The sequence below is a fragment of the Stenotrophomonas sp. TEPEL genome, assembly GCF_004348785.1.
GTDB classification, from domain to species: Bacteria; Pseudomonadota; Gammaproteobacteria; order Xanthomonadales; family Xanthomonadaceae; genus Stenotrophomonas; species Stenotrophomonas indicatrix.
The window spans coordinates 2,909,071-2,923,430 of the sequence record NZ_QQXJ01000001.1; the positions used below are offsets into that span (position 1 = coordinate 2,909,071).

12 protein-coding genes are annotated in these 14,360 nt (G+C 67.0%); 7 read left to right on the forward strand and 5 right to left on the reverse strand.

Going from position 1 to position 14,360, the window contains the following annotated elements:
• Window positions 1–242 precede the first annotated feature (242 nt).
• From TEP_RS13215 to TEP_RS13225, 3 genes are all read left to right on the forward strand, one after another.
• Window positions 243–1,721 (forward strand): DNA-3-methyladenine glycosylase 2, encoded by a 1,479-nt coding sequence (locus tag TEP_RS13215; RefSeq protein ID WP_132825573.1) that lies wholly within the window; start codon window positions 243–245, stop codon window positions 1,719–1,721.
• A complete protein-coding gene (locus TEP_RS13220; protein WP_088100443.1) occupies window positions 1,718–2,209 on the forward strand; it encodes a methylated-DNA--[protein]-cysteine S-methyltransferase in 492 nt (163 codons plus the stop codon). The genes TEP_RS13215 and TEP_RS13220 overlap by 4 nt, the downstream gene beginning before the upstream one ends.
• Window positions 2,210–2,603: 394 nt before the next feature.
• Window positions 2,604–3,869: an ectonucleotide pyrophosphatase/phosphodiesterase gene (locus TEP_RS13225; protein ID WP_132825574.1), complete on the forward strand. Its 1,266-nt coding sequence runs from the start codon at window positions 2,604–2,606 to the stop codon at window positions 3,867–3,869.
• Between the two features lie 83 nt (window positions 3,870–3,952).
• Here the strand turns inward: TEP_RS13225 and TEP_RS13230 are convergent, their stop codons facing one another.
• Both TEP_RS13230 and TEP_RS13235 read right to left on the reverse strand, forming a co-directional pair.
• Window positions 3,953–4,135 (reverse strand): 30S ribosomal protein THX, encoded by a 183-nt coding sequence (locus TEP_RS13230; RefSeq protein ID WP_025879339.1) that lies wholly within the window; start codon window positions 4,133–4,135, stop codon window positions 3,953–3,955.
• Between the two features lie 110 nt (window positions 4,136–4,245).
• Window positions 4,246–4,659 carry a MerC domain-containing protein gene (locus TEP_RS13235; RefSeq protein WP_025879338.1) on the reverse strand — a complete coding sequence of 138 codons (414 nt, stop codon included), beginning with the start codon at window positions 4,657–4,659 and terminating at the stop codon, window positions 4,246–4,248.
• Between the two features lie 133 nt (window positions 4,660–4,792).
• On the opposite strand from TEP_RS13235, the gene TEP_RS13240 reads away from it, so the two are divergent.
• The 4 genes from TEP_RS13240 to TEP_RS13255 all read left to right on the forward strand — a co-directional run bounded on the left by TEP_RS13240 (window position 4,793) and on the right by TEP_RS13255 (window position 10,639).
• Window positions 4,793–6,991 carry a TonB-dependent receptor gene (locus tag TEP_RS13240; RefSeq protein WP_132825575.1) on the forward strand — a complete coding sequence of 733 codons (2,199 nt, stop codon included), beginning with the start codon at window positions 4,793–4,795 and terminating at the stop codon, window positions 6,989–6,991.
• Window positions 6,992–7,225: 234 nt separating this feature from the next.
• Window positions 7,226–7,792, forward strand: a complete 567-nt coding sequence (locus TEP_RS13245) for a TetR/AcrR family transcriptional regulator (RefSeq protein WP_025879336.1) — start codon at window positions 7,226–7,228, stop codon at window positions 7,790–7,792.
• A complete protein-coding gene (locus TEP_RS13250; RefSeq protein WP_025879335.1) occupies window positions 7,792–9,465 on the forward strand; it encodes an MFS transporter in 1,674 nt (557 codons plus the stop codon). Before TEP_RS13245 ends, TEP_RS13250 begins: the two co-directional genes overlap by 1 nt.
• Before the next feature lie 10 nt (window positions 9,466–9,475).
• Complete coding sequence (locus tag TEP_RS13255) at window positions 9,476–10,639, forward strand: HlyD family secretion protein (RefSeq protein ID WP_132825576.1); 1,164 nt, start codon at window positions 9,476–9,478, stop codon at window positions 10,637–10,639.
• Window positions 10,640–10,744: 105 nt separating this feature from the next.
• Here TEP_RS13255 and TEP_RS13260 read toward each other — a convergent pair whose 3' ends face one another.
• The 3 genes from TEP_RS13260 to TEP_RS13270 are packed head-to-tail and all read right to left on the reverse strand — an operon-like array spanning window position 10,745 to window position 14,278.
• A complete protein-coding gene (locus TEP_RS13260; protein WP_025879333.1) occupies window positions 10,745–11,230 on the reverse strand; it encodes a Fur family transcriptional regulator in 486 nt (161 codons plus the stop codon).
• A 34-nt stretch (window positions 11,231–11,264) separates the two neighbouring features.
• Window positions 11,265–12,668 (reverse strand): glutamate--tRNA ligase, encoded by a 1,404-nt coding sequence (gltX, locus tag TEP_RS13265; protein WP_132825577.1) that lies wholly within the window; start codon window positions 12,666–12,668, stop codon window positions 11,265–11,267.
• A gap of 53 nt (window positions 12,669–12,721) precedes the next feature.
• Window positions 12,722–14,278 (reverse strand): M20/M25/M40 family metallo-hydrolase, encoded by a 1,557-nt coding sequence (locus tag TEP_RS13270; protein ID WP_132826537.1) that lies wholly within the window; start codon window positions 14,276–14,278, stop codon window positions 12,722–12,724.
• Window positions 14,279–14,360: the final 82 nt, after the last annotated feature.

Sequence of the window (14,360 nt, forward strand, 5' to 3'; positions counted from 1 at the left end):
GTTGCAGGGGCGTGAGCGCCATGGATGGCGCGACCGAGCTTACAGGGACGTACTTGCAGCGTCCCCTGCAACCGGACCCACCCCGCCATCCCACGGATAGCCCGCTGTTGCCGTTGCCGTTGCTGTTGCTGTTGCTGTTGCTGTTGCCGCTGAGGGTGCCGGGCGCAGCCCGGCCAGGCCCCTCCAGCATCCATGTCCGAATATGGCGAGTACTACCGCCCGCAGGCGCCTAGACTGGCGACATGGATACCGCACTCGCCCTCGACACTGCCGCCTGTGATCGCGCCCGCCTGGCCCGTGATGCGCGCTTCGACGGCGTATTCTTCACCGCCGTGCGCAGCACCGGCATCTATTGCCGGCCGGTGTGCCCAGCGCCGCCACCGAAGCCACGCAACATCACCTATTTCCCCACGGCTGCTGCCGCTGCATCCGCCGGCTATCGCCCCTGCCTGCGCTGCCGCCCCGAGCTGGCCCCGCTGGCACAACAGGCGCTGGCCGGACAGGCCGTGCAGCGGGCCCTGGCGCTGATCCATGCCGGCTTCCTGCAGGACCAGCCGGTGGCCGAGCTGGCAGGAAAGATCGGCCTCAGCGCACGCCAGCTGCAACGCCTGTTCGTCGAACGGCTGGGCGCAACGCCAGGGCAGATCCACGCAACCCATCGCCTGCTGCTGGCCAAGCAGCTGCTGACCGAAACCACGCTGCCGGTGACCGACGTGGCACTGGCCGCTGGTTACAACAGCCTGCGCCGCTTCAATACGGCATTCCTGCAGGGCTGCGGAATGGCGCCTACCGTACTGCGCCGCCAACACCATCCCCTGGCCGCCGACGATGGCGGGCTGGTGCTGCGCCTGGGCTACCGACCGCCACTGGATTTCCCCCGCATGCTGGCCTTCCTGCGCAAGCGCAGCCTGCCCGGCATCGAGCTGATCGGGGAAGACAGTTACCAGCGCGTGTTGGGCACCGCCGAGCGCCCCGCCCTGCTGCGCGTCACCGCCGACCCGAAGCGGCCCGAGCTGCGCCTGCAACTGGGCGCGGTCGACCCACGCCTGATCCCGGACATCGTGCGCCGCGTGCGCCGCGTGTTCGACCTGGACGCCGACCTGCAGCAGGTGCACGCAGCGCTGGGCGATGAACCGCTGTTGGCGCGCGGCATCGCCGAGCGCCCTGGCCTGCGCGTACCTGGCGGGTGGGACGGCTTCGAGGTGGGCGTGCGCGCGGTGCTGGGCCAGCAGGTCAGCGTGGCCGCGGCCACCACGTTCGCGCGCCGGCTGGTCGATGCCTACGGTGCGCACCTGCCCGGCATGCCGTCCGAATTCGACCGTCAGTTTCCTGCGCCGGACGTACTGGCCGACGCGTCGCTGGAATCGATCGGCCTGCCACGCAGCCGCGCCGCCACCGTGCGCGCCCTCGCCGCAGCCTGCGCCAGCGGCCAGCTGGACTTCGGGCCGGGCCAGGCACTGGAGGAATTCGTCGCCCGCTGCGTGGCCCTGCCCGGCATCGGCCCGTGGACGGCGCAGTACATTGCCCTGCGCGGGCTCGGCCAGCCTGATGCCTTCCCCGGCGGTGACCTGGTGCTGCAGCAGGTGCTGGGCCACGCGCAGGGCCAGCGCCTCAGCGAACGCGCCACCGAGGCCCGTTCGCAATCATGGCGCCCGTGGCGCGCCTATGCCGTGCTGCATCTGTGGCACCTGTCCGGCACGTTCGTTGGAGAACCCTCATGAACCTGTTGTTCGATCGCTTCGATACACCGATCGGTGAACTGACCATCGCCGGGGACGAGAATGGCCTGGCCCACGTTCTGTTCCCGGAAAACCGCCATCCTGCGCGCGGCCGCGAGCACTGGCATTACGCGCCAGGCGCATTGCCGGAGGCGCGCGAGCAGTTGCTGCAGTACCTGCACGGTGAGCGCAGCGGTTTCGACTTGGTGCTGGCACCGCATGGCACGCCGTTCCAACTGCGCGTCTGGCATGCGCTGGCGTTGATTCCCTTCGGCCAGACCTGGAGCTACCTGCAGCTGGCGCAGCAATTGGGTCAGCCGACGGCGACCCGTGCGGTCGGCGCGGCCAATGGCCGTAATCCGTTGCCGATCGTGCTGCCGTGCCATCGCGTGATCGGCAGCAACGGTACGTTGACGGGCTTCGGTGGCGGCCTGGAAACCAAGGCAGCGTTGTTGCGGCTGGAGCAGCGACAGGCACCGCTGTTTGCATGAGGGTTGGAGGCAGGGCTGCGCCCTGCACCCGCTGAAGCCGGAGCAACAGCAAAAGCCGAAGCAACAGCCGGCTCGGGATTGACTGTGGGTTTGGCGGGGTGGATGAATCTGCGGGGGACGCCGCAAGTACGTCCCTGTAGGCTCGATCGCGCCATCCATGGCGCTCACGCCCCCACAGATTCATTCACCCCGCCTTCGACACCTTCCCGGTGACGGTAGATCCACGCCATGCGTGGATGGAAGCATCCGTAATCTGTCTGGAGAAGAGCCCCCTTGTTGTTCAAGGGGGCGCGCCAAAGGCGCGGGGATAAGGTGAAATGCGCGGACACGCCAGCACGCCACAGGCGCGATGGCGTGTCTTGGGTACGTCATTGCTGCGGATTATCATGGCCGGATGACTTCCGTACGCCTGACCTGCACGCTGGCGCTGCTGCTGCCCCTGGCCGCCTGCACCACCACGCCTTCGCCTTCGACAACCATCGCTGCACCTGCCGCGGGAGCGAATACGCCGCCCGCCAGCCCGCCGAAACTGTTGCTGATCTCCATCGACGGGCTGCGCGCCGATGCGCTGGATCGCGGGCTTACCCCGAACCTGCAACGAATCATCGATGGCGGCGTGCGTGCGCGCTGGATGACGCCCTCCTATCCCTCGCTCACCTTCCCCAACCACTACACACTGGTCACCGGCCTGCGTCCGGACCACCACGGCATCATCAACAACAGCATGGACGATGCCGCGCTCGGTCGCTTCGCGCTGCACGACCGCACTGCGGTGACCACCAGCGGATGGTGGGGCGGTGAACCGATCTGGGTGGGTGCCGAAAAGGTCGGTGTGCGCACCGCCACCACCTCATGGCCGGGCAGCGAAGCCGAGATCCAGGGCACACGGCCCAGCCAGTGGCGTATTTACGATGCCAAGGAACCGCTGGAGCAGCGTGCGCAGACAGTGCTCGACTGGCTGTCGCAGACCGATGCCGATGCGCCGCGCCTGACCACGCTGTACATGGAGCACGTGGACAAGGCCGGCCACAACTTTGGCCCCGAATCCAGGCAGTACACCGAGGCCATCGTGCGTGCCGACCAGATCATCGGCCAGGTGCTCGATGGCCTGCAGCAGCACGGCCTGGCCGACAGCACCAACGTGATCGTGGTCTCCGATCACGGCATGGCGTCGGTACCGGAGGGCCAGGTGATCGCCCTCGAATCGATGGTTGACCCTGCCATCGCGCGCAACGTCAGCGCAGGCCAGTCGGTCGGCTTCGCGCCGGAGCTGGGACGCGAAGCAGAGGCCGAGCGTGCCCTGCTCGGTCGCCACGCACACTACGAATGCTGGAAGAAGGAGAACCTGCCGGCCCGCTGGCATTACGGCACCCATCCGCGCGTGCCCGCCATCGTCTGCCAGATGGATGAAGGCTGGGACGCGCTGACGCGCGAGAAGATCGCCAAGCGCGAGCACGCCGATCGCGGCTCGCATGGTTACGACAACGCGTTGCCGTCGATGCGCGCAGTATTCGTCGCCCGGGGACCTTCATTCCGGCAAGGCCTGGTGATCGACGGTTTCGACAATGTCGACGTCTACCCGCTGCTGGCGCACCTGCTGCAGGTGCCGGAAGCAGCCAACGATGGCAACGCGCAGACGCTGCAGAAAACCCTGCGCTGATCGCGGCGCCATGCCCTGGCCATGGTCAAAAAAAAACGCGGCGCCGAGCGCCGCGTTTTTCTTTGGACCGGTCGGTCGGCGGATCAGCCGGCCTTGGCCACTGCCTTCTTGGCCACAGCCTTCTTCGCCGGAGCCTTGGCCACGGTCTTCTTGGCAACCGGGGCGGCGGCGCCTACGGCGACCTTGCTCGCGGTGTGCGAACGGGCGTTGCCGTAGCTGGCGTTGTAGCGCTTGCCCTTGGCGGTCTTGCGGTCACCCTTACCCATGTCTTCAACTCCTCAAATGTGAAATCTGGTTACCCCGTACTGACACGGGTTCGGCGGGGCCGCCTTGCTGGGCGCCCCCGCGCACGATCGGAAAGCCTACCACGGAGCGCCTAGTGCGCGCAGCTGGCGTCATGCACGTGGCCGTGGTTCAGGCGCAGGTTGACCAGGTGCGCGATGCCGACCAGCAGCCCGCCCAAGGTCATCACCACCGCATGCGGCACCGCGTTGTGGTGCAGCGGGTCGTACAGCACGCCGGCCCACAACGCGACCAGGCCGGGAATCAGGAATGCCAGCGCACGCAGCGCGCCGTGCCGCCGGTAACCCCAGACCAGGCTGAACAAGCCCAGCAGGGTCACGAACACCACCAGCGCCTTCTCCACGCCATCGCTGAGCCAGAAGGACAGGCCAAGCGAGGGGGCAGCGGCCAGCAGCAGCGGAATGACCGCGCAGTGCACCGCGCACAGCATCGAACCGGTGGCGCCGAAGCGATCGAGCAGGTGGCGCAGGCGTGAGGGCAAAGGCATGACTTCCAGCAGGGCGACGAATCGTTATGGAATAATATAACATCGTTTCCCGACCCGCACGGTTCCCTTCCCCCTGTCCCGCCGACGGGATTCGTGCGCCACCCAATTGATACAATGTAACAAAGGACCGCCCATGCCCTCCCGTCACCCTCGCCTCAAGCCGCATTCCCTGGCCCTGGCGCTCGCTGCGCTGCTGCCCTCGGTCGCCTTTGCGGCCTCCGACGATGATTCGCATCGTGACCGCCACCTGACCGAGCTGTCCGCGGTGCAGGTCACTGCGTCGCCGCTGCAGGGTGATGCCGAATCGTTGGCGCGCCCGGTTGACGTGCTGGCCGGTGAGCGCCTGGACGAGCAGAAGGCCGGCACCCTCGGTGACACCGTCGCCAAGCTGCCCGGCGTGCAGAGCACCTTCTTCGGCCCCGGCGTAGGCCGCCCGATCATCCGTGGCCAGGAAGGTCCGCGCGTGGCCGTGCTGTCCAACGGCATGGGCAACATGGACGCCTCCACCGTCAGCGCCGACCATGCCACCAGCATCGAGCCGTTCCTGGCCGACCAGATCGAAGTACTGAAAGGCCCGGCAACGCTGCTGTTCGGCAGCGGCGCGATCGGCGGCGCGGTGAACGTGGTCGATGGGCGCATTGCGCGCGAACTGCCGGACCGTCCGCTCAGCGGCCGCGCCGAACTGCGTGGCAATTCGGTCAACGACGAACGCAGCGGCATGTTCCGCCTGGACGGCGTGAGCGGCAATGTCGTGCTGCACGTGGATGGCCTGGTGCGCAATGGCGATGATTTCCGCATTCCCGGCTACGCGGTGATCGACGGCCTGGAGGACCACCACGATGACCACGACCACGCGGGCGAGGAAGGCGAAGAGCCGCGTCGCGGCCGCCTGGACAACAGTTCCATCCGCACCCGCGCCGGTGGCGTCGGCGCCACCTGGCTGGGCGAAGGCGGCTACTTCGGCGCCTCGGCCAGCACCTACCGCACCAACTACGGCATCCCCAACGGCGCCCACGTGCATGCCGACGGCGATGGCCACGACCATGATCACGACCACGACCATGGCGAGGAGGAGGAAGGTGAAGAGCACGACGTGCGCATCGACATGGTGCAGAACCGTTTCGAGACCAAGGCCGGCATCTACAACCCGGTATCGTTCCTGAAGAACGTCAACGCGCGCGTGGCCTACACCGACTACGAACACGTGGAGCTGGAAGCCGGCACGCCGTCCACCCGCTTCACCAACCGCGGCATCGAAGGCCGCCTGGAAGCGGTGCAGCAGCAGATCGGCGGCTGGGACGGCGCCTTCGGCCTGCAGTTCGGCAACAGCGATTTCGGCGCCAAGGGCGAAGAAGCGTTCGTGCCCGATACCGGAACCAGGAACATCGGCCTGTTCGTTCTGCAGGAAAAGCAGTTCGGCCCGTTCAAGCTGGAACTGGGCGGTCGCCACGACCAGGTCAAGCTGGACCCGACCGGCGACTACCGCCGCCGCAAGTTCGACGCCACCAACCTGTCTGCCGCCGGCATCTGGAAGCTCAACGATGCGGTCGACCTGCGCATCGGCGTGGACAGCTCCGAGCGTGCACCGACCAACGAGGAGCTGTACGCCGCCGGTGCGCACATCGCCACCCGTTCGCTGGAAATCGGTGATGCCAACCTGAAGACCGAGCGCGGCCAGCGCATCGAACTGGGCATCCACACCCACAGCGAGCGCCTGGACTTCTCTGCCGCGATCTACCAGACCAGATTCAAGGACTTCATCTACCTGGCCGACACCGGCATCACCGAGAGCCTGCCGGTGCGCACCTGGACCCAGCAGGACGCGGTGTTCAAGGGCGCCGAGGCCGAAGCGCTGGTGCACCTGTTCGAAGGCGGCGCCGGTGATTGGGACCTGCGCGTGTTCGGCGACTACGTGCAGGCCAAGCTGGACGGCAACGGCAGCCGTACCCTGGACATCGCCGTGCCGCACGGTGACCACAACCACAACTACAGCGTAGAACTGGCCAACACCGGTTACCTGCCGCGCATCGCCCCGGCCCGTGTCGGCGCCGACCTGCGCTGGGCGAAGGATGGCTGGCGTGCCTCGGTGGGCGCGGTGCGTTACAGCCGGCAGAAGGACGTTGCGCAGAACGAGGAGCCGAGCAACGGCTACACCCTGGTCGATGCGCACCTGGCCTACCGCTGGGACCGCAGCGACAGCAACAGCTACGAGTTGTTCCTGGATGGCAGCAACCTGACCAACCGCGAAGTGCGTCCGCATACCTCGCTGCTGAAGGATTACTCGCCGCTGCCGGGTCGTGGTGTCGCCTTCGGGATCCGCGCGTTCTTCTGATGAGGCATCCACGCATGGCGTGGATCTACTGAAGTGCATCCACGCATGGCGTGGATCTACTGAAGTGCATCCACGCAGGGCGTGGATCTACGGGGGGCCGCGTGGCCTCCCGTTTTTTTTGCGCCCCATCCGCCATCACGCATCCGTCACAAAGATGTGCGTACGACAACAAGCGGACAATCCCGTCGCCATCTGTCTCTCGCCATCCGGACATTTGTGTCCGAAAATAAAGCCATGACCACCCAACGTGCCGATGCCGCTGCCCGCCGAGCCCTCATCCTCGATGCTGCCGACCATGTGTTCGGCCAACACGGCGTCACCGCGCCGCTGGACCTGGTGGTCGAGCGCGCCGAAGTCGGCCGCGCCACCCTGTATCGGAACTTCCCTGACCGCACCGCGCTGATCCAGGCGCTGCTGCAGCGCACGGTCGACCGCATCCGCCGCCAGGTCGAGCAGCTTGGCGACCGCGACGACGCCCTGTTCGAGGTGTTCGAAGGCATGGCCCAGCGCATCGTCGATTCGCCGGCTCTGGCCGATTACTGGCGCGCGGTCGATTCGGACGTGCCGGCCATGCGCACCGCACGCGAGACCGTGCGCGACCTGCTGGAAGCCCCCATTGCCCGCGCCAAGGCCGCTGGCCTGTGCCGGCCCGACCTGGAGAAGACGGATATTTCACTGATCTCGGGCATGCTGGGGGCGGCCCTGCGCGGCAAGACCCGCGATGAGCGCGCCCAGCTGGCCGGGCGTGCCCTGCAGCTGCTGCGCGGGGGACTCCAGGGAGCAGCCAGCGGGGAACGCTGATGGTGCAGCCGTACCTCAAGCCAGTTCCGGATTGGGAGGAGCACGAAAAGCCGACCATGCCCGGTTCGGCGTCGATGCCCTGGCACCCGCCTTATCGGCGTGCAGCCTATGCACTGGTGTCGCTGCTGGTGGCCATCACCGGTGGCCTCGGCAATGCGCTGGTGACGGCCAACCTGCCCTTCCTGCAGGGCCAACTGGCGCTCACCCCCACCCAGGGCAGCTGGCTGGTGGCTGCCTACGCCATGGTCAACGTGACCGCCAACCTGCTGGCCTTCAAGTTCCGCCAGCAGTACGGCATCCGCCTGTTCGCCGAGATCGGCCTGGGGCTGTATGCGGCGCTGGCGGTGCTGCACCTGTTCGTCGGCAGTTTCGAGACCACCATGCTGACCCGCGCCGCCAGCGGTTTCGCCGGCGCGGCCTGTTCGACGCTGGGGACGCTGTACATGCTGCAGGCGCTGCCGCGGCGATTCACCGGCAACCTGCTGGTGATCGGCGTCGGCCTGTCGCAGCTGGCGGTGCCGATTGCCTGGATCGTCTCGCCCGGCCTGGTCGATACCGGCCAATGGCACCAGCTGTACTCGTTCGAAGCAGGGCTGGCGCTGTGCGCGTTTGCCGCCGTGGTCGTGCTGAAGCTGCCGCCAGGCATCCAGGTCAAAGCCTTCGAACCGCTGGATTTCCTCACCTTCGCCCTGCTCGCGCCCGCCGTCGCCCTGCTGGTGGTGGTGCTGGCCCAGGGCTACACGCGCTGGTGGTTGAACACGCCGTGGCTGGGCTGGGCGCTGATCGCCTCCATCGTGCTGACCACCACCGCACTGATCATCGAACACTACCGGCGCAACCCGCTGCTGCAGATCCGTTGGCTGTCGACCCTGCCGGTGATGCACTTCATCGTCGGCGCCTTCCTGATCCGCTTCCTGACCACTGAACAGTCCTACGGCGTGGTCAACCTGATGCGCACGCTGGGCATGGGACCGGACCAGATGCGGCCGCTGTTCGTGGTGATCCTGGCCGGCGTGGTCACCGGCATCGCCGGTGCGTCACTGACCTTCGGCCCGAAGCGCCTGATTGCGCAGTTGCTGATGGCGATCCTGCTGCTGGGTGCCGCCGCGTTCTTCGACCAGCACCGCACCAGCCTGGATCGCCCGCACGACTTCTACATCAGCCAGTTCCTGGCGTCGGTGGGCGCCGGCATGTTCATGGGCCCGCTGATCATGCTCGGCATTTCCGCAGCGTTGAAACAGGGCGTGGACCACATGATCACCTTCCTGGTGACATTGTCGATCACGCAGACGCTGGGCGGACTGGCCGGCTCGGCCGTGCTGGGAACGTTCCAGCTGCATCGCGAGCAGCTGTATTCCAGCGCGCTGACCAGCCAGCTCGATCCAGCCGACCCGGTGGTGGCACAGCGCCTGCGCATCCAGCAGCAGTTGTACGCAGCGCAGATCACCGACCCGGTGCTGCGCAGTGCCCAGGGCAGCGCGCAGCTGGCACAGACCACCCGCCGCGAAGCCAACGTGCGAGGCTTCAACGATGTGTTCACCCTGAGCGGCTGGCTGGCAATCGGTTTCCTGTGCTGGTTGCTGCTGCTGTCGCTGCGTACCGCCGTACGCAAACAATGGCGCAAGCGCCATCCTTCCTCCCCCGCTGCGGCTGCCACCGCGGCACCGCGCTGAGTCCACCGTCATGCCTCCCGTCCCGCCCCGTCCAGACGACACCGACGCTGCCGAGAACGTCACCCCGCCGCCGCCCACCGATGCGGCGCCGGCGGCGACGCCGGCCGCGCCCGCCGCCGCGCCGAAGTACCTCAAGCCGAGTTCGCGCAGCGTGGTGGTGATGGTGGTGGTGGCCCTGCTGGGCATCGCGCTGATCCTGCGCGCCTGGCACCTGTGGCCGTTCACCAGCAGCGTGATGGTGACCGACAACGCCTACGTGCGCGGTCAGATCACGGTGATGGCGCCGCAGGTGAACGGCTATGTGACCGACGTGCTGGTGAAGGACTTCCAGCACGTGAAACAGGGCGAGCCGCTGCTGCGCATCGACGACCGCATCTACGCGCAGCGGGTGGCGCAGGCGCAGGCCACGCTGGACAGCGCGCGCGCGGCCCTGGCCAATTCGGACCAGTCGCAGGCGCAGAACCGCGCGCAGATCGCTGCGGCACAGGCCGCGCTGTCGGCCGGCCAGGCCGAGCTGCAGCGCTCGCGCAGCGAGGCCAAGCGCTACGAGGAACTGGCGGCGCAGCAGCTGGTGTCGATCAACGACCGCGACAAGTTCCGCACCAGCCAGGCCTCGGCGCAGGCCAGCGTGCAGCAGTCGCAGGCGCAGATCCGCATCGCCGAAGAAACCCTGGTCTCGACCCAGGTCTCGCGCAAGAGCCTGGAAGCGCAGGTGGAAAGCGCGCAGGCACAGCTTGAGCTGGCCCGCATCGACCTGGCCAATACGGTGATCCATGCGCCGCGCGATGGACAGATCAGCGAAGCCAGCGTGCGCGTGGGACAGTACGTAGCCGCCGGTTCGCAGCTGCTGTTCCTGGTGCCCGATGCATTGTGGGTGGTGGCCAACTACAAGGAAGGCCAGACCTGGCAGATGAAGATCGGGCAGCCCGCCTCGTTCTCGGTGGATGCGTTCCAGGGCCAGGTGCTGCGCGGACGCGTGGAGCAGATCGCGCCGGCCACCGGATCGGAGTTCAGCGTGCTGCGCCCGGACAATGCCAGCGGCAATTTCACCAAGGTGGTGCAGCGGCTGCCGGTGCGGATCTCGATCAACGGGGACCAGGAACTGGCGGCGCGGTTGCGGCCGGGCATGTCGGTGATCGTGCGGGTGGATACCGCGACCAAGCCGATGGACTAGGGCGCCGGCCCGGTGGAGTCGAGCCATGCTCGGCTGCATTGTTGTGAAATGGGGCCAGATCCCTTTGCCACTGGCAAAGGGATCTGACCCCAATCCCGCCCTTCCTCAGCCTGCGCAGCGGGCGCAGAGCCCGTGCACTTCCAATGTCTGTGCCTGCGGCTGGAAGCCGAGCTCCTTCGCCCGCTTTTCCAGCTGGGTCACGATCTCGCGGTCTTCCAGTTCCACCGCGCTGTGGCAGCTGTTGCAGATCAGGAACGGCACCGAATGGGCCGCACTGCTGGGGTGGTGGCAGGCCACGAAGGCGTTGACCGATTCCAGCTTGTGCACGAAGCCATTGGCCATGAGGAAGTCGAGCGCGCGGTACACGGTGGGCGGGGCGTCAGCGCCCACCCCCTTGCCGTTGCGCACCCACTCCAGCAGCTCGTAGGCCTTGACCGGCTTGCCGGCCTCGGCGATCAGCTTGAGCACGTTGGCGCGGATGGGGGTCAGGCGCAGCCCGCGCTCGCGCGAGACACGCTCGACCACCGCCACGAAATCCGAAGCGTCGTGGACATGGTGGTGCGGGGCCGTACAGGCGGTTTTGGCGGACATGCGCGTTCTCCAGTTCGGGCGTGGGCCGCAGGGCTCAGGCCGTTGCTACCTTGGTGATGGCCACATCGATGCGTTTCAAGGCCTGCTCGCGGCCGGCCAGGTACACGGTATGGGAAATGTCAGGGCTGACCTGGGTGCCGGTGATGGCCACGCGCAGCGGCTGGGCGACCTTGCCCATGCCCATTTCCAGCGCGGCGGCTGCATCGTGCAGGGCCACGCCAACGGCCTCGGCGGTCCACTCCGGCAGGGCTGCCAGCAGCTCGCGGGCCTTGCCCAGCGGCAGTTCCGCGCCGGCCTTGAAGTGCTTGGCCACGGCCGCTTCATCGTATTCGTTCAGCGGCTGGTACCAGACCACAGCCTTCTCGGCCATTTCCTTCAGGGTCTGCACGCGCTCGCGCAGGGCGATCACCACGTCCACCGGCGCCGGGCCGGCGGACACGTCCAGGCCCAGCTTCTGCAGCTGGTAGACCAGGTGCGGTGCGATCGCGGCCGGCTCCTCGGTCTTCAGGAAGTGCTGGTTGACCCAGCCCAGCTTGGCCATGTCCAGGCGCGAGGCCTTGGAATTGCAGTCCTTCACATCGAACAGGTCGATCAGTTCCTGCCGGCTGAACAGTTCCTGGTCGCCGTGCGACCAGCCCAGCCGGGCCAGGTAGCTCAGCAGCGCATCAGGCAGGTAGCCGGCGTCCTTGTACTGCATCACGTCGGCCGCGCCGGTGCGCTTGGACAGCTTGGCGCCCTGCTCGTCCAGGATCATCGGCATGTGGCCGAACTTCGGCACCGGTGCGCCGATGCCTTCGTACAGGTTGATCTGGCGCGGAGTGTTGTTGATGTGGTCGTCGCCACGGATGACTTCGGAGATCTTCATGTCCCAGTCGTCCACCACCACCGCGAAGTTGTAGGTGGGGTAGCCGTCCGGACGGAAGATCACCATGTCATCCAGCTCGCTGTTGGCGATCTCGATGCGGCCCTTGATCAGATCATCGAACACCACCGTGCCTTCCAGCGGATTCTTGAAGCGGATGACGCGGTTCGGGTCGTCCCTGTACGGCAGGCCCAGATCGCGCGCGGCGCCGTTGTAGCGCGGCTTTTCCTGCCTGGCCATGGCGGCCTCGCGCATGGCATCCAGCTCCTCGCGGGTCTCGTAGGCGTAGTACGCCTTGCCCTCGGCGATCAGCTGCTCGGCCACTTCCCGGTAACGGGCGACACGGTCGGTCTGGTAGACCGGGCCTTCGTCGTAGTCCAGGCCCAGCCACTCCATCGCTTCCAGGATCGCGTCGATCGCGCCCTGGGTGCTGCGTTCGCGGTCGGTGTCCTCGATGCGCAGCACGAACTCGCCGCCACGATGGCGGGCCTCCAGCCAGCAGTACAGCGCGGTGCGGGCGCCACCGATATGCAGGTAGCCGGTGGGACTGGGGGCGAAGCGGGTGCGGCAGGTCATGGAGGACTCGAGGAACGGGTATCCCCCGATTTTACCAGCCCTCCGTCCCCTTTTCAGGGCTCGGGCTTGCGCGGGAACGGCTGCTCGCGCATGGCGGCGTGGTAGGCGAAGGAGGCGACGATGGCGGCGGCCTGCTTCAGGTCTTCCGGTTCGGCGTGGTCCCAGGTGTCCAGGTGGCTGTGGTGGACGTTGCTGAAGTAGTCCAGTCGGTCCTGGATGAACTGGAAGCCCGGCAGGCCGATGCGGTCGAAGCTGATGTGGTCGGTGCTGCCGGTGTTGCGGGTGGCCACGGTGGTTGCACCCACGTCATGGAACGGGGCGAGCCAGGCTTCGAAGATCGGCATCGCCACCAGGTTTTCCTGTGCGTAGATGCCACGGAAGCGGCCCGAGCCGTTGTCCATGTTGAAGTAGACCTGGAACTTGCCGTAGTCACGGGTCTTCTGCAGGGCACCGGTCGGTTCGCGCAGCGAGGCCGGCAGCGCCTTCTGCGCCGGGTCGGTGGGCTCGGGGAATCGACCGAAGTGCTTGGCCACGTAAGCCTGCGAACCGATCAGTCCCTGTTCCTCGCCACTCCACAGCGCAACCCGGATGGTGCGCTTGGGCTTGGCACCGCTGGCCTTGAGGATGCGCATGGCCTCCATCATCACCGCCACGCCGGCCGCGTTGTCGGCCGCGCCGGTGCCGCTGTGCCAGGAATCCAGGTGCGCGCCGATCATCACCACCTCGTCCGGCCTGCTGCTGCCACGGATCTCGGCCAGGGTGTTGTAGCCGGGCTGGTCGGCTTCGTCGGTGAAGCGTGCGGCCACATCCACGCGCAGGCGCACGCTCTGCTTGGCTTCCAGCGCGCGTACCAGCGGATTGAAGTGCTCGGCGATCATCGCCAGTTCGGGAATGCCGACCGCTTCACCGGCCTTGCGCGAACCGCCACTGGCCACGCGGATGATGCCGTTGTCCCAGCTGCTGATGCTGATCGAGGCCAGCGCGCCTTCTTCAACGAAGAATGCGTTGACCTTCGCCGCCAGCGCCTGCTTCTCCTGGTATTCCTTGACCCGCTTTGCGCGGTCGGCGGCCACGTCCTTGTCCTTGGGCAGGGTGAATTCCTGCAGGCCTTCCAGCGAGGTGGCGTCGTGCCGGTGCGAATCGGCGTCGGTGCCGCGCTTGTATTCGCGTGCCTCGCCCAGCAGCAGGATCTTTCCACGCAGCTTGCCGCGATATTTCTCGATGTCCTCGGGCTTCTTGATGTCCACCTGCAGCAGGTCGCCCTCGACCGGACCGTTGGTACCCGGCGTCCACGCCTTGGGCAGCGCATGCAGTGGCTGCACGCGATCGCCCAGCATTTCCACGCTGGCCGAGGTGAATTCCCAGCCACGGCCGAATTCGTCGAAGGCTTCGTCATGGACATTGTCCAGCTTCCATTCGCTGAACTTGCCGCGGGTCCAGGCGTTGGCCCGCCCCATCGCCGGCGAGTTGGTCAGGCGCGGCCCGATGCGTTCGGTGAGGTAGCTGAAGGTATCCATCACCTGCGACTTGTGGAACGCCTGCTGGCGGATCCTGCCGACCATGTCCAGGTCCACCGGCTCGCGCTGCTGCGCCACCGCATTGCCACCCATCGCCAGCGCTACTGCCAGCACGCCCCACTTCAGCCCGCTCCACGTCAACACGCCGCACCCCTGCCCTTCGGCTCGATCATCA

Bases quoted from the DNA above. Each gene is read 5' to 3' on its own strand.
- TEP_RS13260 (WP_025879333.1), bottom strand. From the start codon at position 11,230: ATGTCCGCCAAAACCGCCTGTACGGCCCCGCACCACCATGTCCACGAC.
- TEP_RS13235 (WP_025879338.1), bottom strand. From the start codon at position 4,659: ATGCCTTTGCCCTCACGCCTGCGCCACCTGCTCGATCGCTTCGGCGCC.
- TEP_RS13240 (WP_132825575.1), top strand. From the start codon at position 4,793: ATGCCCTCCCGTCACCCTCGCCTCAAGCCGCATTCCCTGGCCCTGGCG.
- TEP_RS13230 (WP_025879339.1), bottom strand. From the start codon at position 4,135: ATGGGTAAGGGTGACCGCAAGACCGCCAAGGGCAAGCGCTACAACGCC.
- TEP_RS13255 (WP_132825576.1), top strand. From the start codon at position 9,476: ATGCCTCCCGTCCCGCCCCGTCCAGACGACACCGACGCTGCCGAGAAC.
- TEP_RS13250 (WP_025879335.1), top strand. From the start codon at position 7,792: ATGGTGCAGCCGTACCTCAAGCCAGTTCCGGATTGGGAGGAGCACGAA.
- TEP_RS13225 (WP_132825574.1), top strand. From the start codon at position 2,604: ATGACTTCCGTACGCCTGACCTGCACGCTGGCGCTGCTGCTGCCCCTG.
- TEP_RS13220 (WP_088100443.1), top strand. From the start codon at position 1,718: ATGAACCTGTTGTTCGATCGCTTCGATACACCGATCGGTGAACTGACC.
- TEP_RS13245 (WP_025879336.1), top strand. From the start codon at position 7,226: ATGACCACCCAACGTGCCGATGCCGCTGCCCGCCGAGCCCTCATCCTC.
- TEP_RS13270 (WP_132826537.1), bottom strand. From the start codon at position 14,278: ATGGGTGGCAATGCGGTGGCGCAGCAGCGCGAGCCGGTGGACCTGGAC.
- TEP_RS13215 (WP_132825573.1), top strand. From the start codon at position 243: ATGGATACCGCACTCGCCCTCGACACTGCCGCCTGTGATCGCGCCCGC.
- gltX (WP_132825577.1), bottom strand. From the start codon at position 12,668: ATGACCTGCCGCACCCGCTTCGCCCCCAGTCCCACCGGCTACCTGCAT.